Source organism: Mycobacterium sp. TH-M106 (assembly GCF_057473765.1).
The window spans coordinates 1-1,210 of sequence record NZ_JBYCLE010000431.1; the positions used below are offsets into that span (position 1 = coordinate 1).

Sequence of the window (1,210 nt, forward strand, 5' to 3'; positions counted from 1 at the left end):
CGACGTAGCGGGTGGCCAGCTGTTGTGGCGGATGCGGCCACAGCCGCGCCGGATTGCCGTCGAACCAGCCCATGTAACGCTGGTAGATCGCCTTGACGTTGTGGCTGACCGACCCGTAGTAGCCGCGGGCGTGCCAGGCGCGCTCCAACGCGGGTGGCAGCTGGAACTGCTCGGCGATCTCGGTCCCGGTGTGGCCCTGGTTGAGCAACCGCAGCGTCTGATCGTGAAGGTAAGCGTACACATCTCGCTGCAGCGTCAGGAACCCGATGACACGGTCATTCCCCCACGTCGGCCAGTGGTGCGAGGCGAACACCACGTCGGTGCGGTTGGCGAAGGTCTCGATCGCCTCGGTGAGATAGCTCGACCAGGCATGCGGATCGCGCACCAGGGCACCGCGCAAAGTCAACAGGTTGTGCAGGTTGTGAGTGGCGTTCTCGGCCATGCACAACGCCCGGAAATGGGGAAAGTAGAAGTGCATTTCGGCGGGTGCTTCGCTGCCCGGCGCCATCTGGAATTCGATCTCGACACCGTCGACGGTGTGTATCTCCCCGGTGTCGCGGATCGTCACGGTCGGCACGATGACGGCCACCTCGCCGCTGGAGGTGTTCTGGCCCAATCCGCAGCCCACCTGCCCGCGGGGTCCGCGGTCCAGCGAGGTGCCGTACATGTAGGTGGCGCGCCGCAGCATCGCGGGACCGGCGTAGACGTTCTCTTGGACCGCGTGCTCGATGAATCCCTCCGGTGCGAGAACGTCGACCTTCCCGGAGTCAACGTCAGCCTGTGTGGTAACACCCAGCACACCACCGAAGTGGTCGACATGGCTGTGGGTATAGATGACGGCGACGACGGGACGGTCCCCGCGGTGAGCGCGGTACAGCTGCAACGCCGCCGCCGCAACCTCGGTCGAGATAAGCGGGTCGATGACGATGACGCCGGTGTCGCCTTCGACGAAGGTGATGTTGGAGATGTCCAGGCCCCGAACCTGGTAGATGCCCTCGACGACCCGGTACAGGCCCTGTTTGGCGGCCAGCATCGACTGCCGCCATAGGCTGGGATGCACCGATGGTGGCGCATCCCCGGCCAGGAAGGCGTAGCTGTCGTTATCCCACACCACCCGGCCGTCCGCGGCTTTGATGACGCACGGCGACAGCGCGGCGATGAATCCCCGGTCGGCGTCGTCGAAATCCGCGGTGTCGTCCAAGGGCAGCGC

Annotated in this window: 1 protein-coding gene; it reads right to left on the reverse strand. The window is 65.5% G+C overall.

The features are described 5' to 3' along the window. Positions 1 to 1,210 (reverse strand): alkyl/aryl-sulfatase (locus tag AC2VOP_RS15285; protein WP_486961770.1); only part of this gene is annotated, 1,210 nt, incomplete at both ends.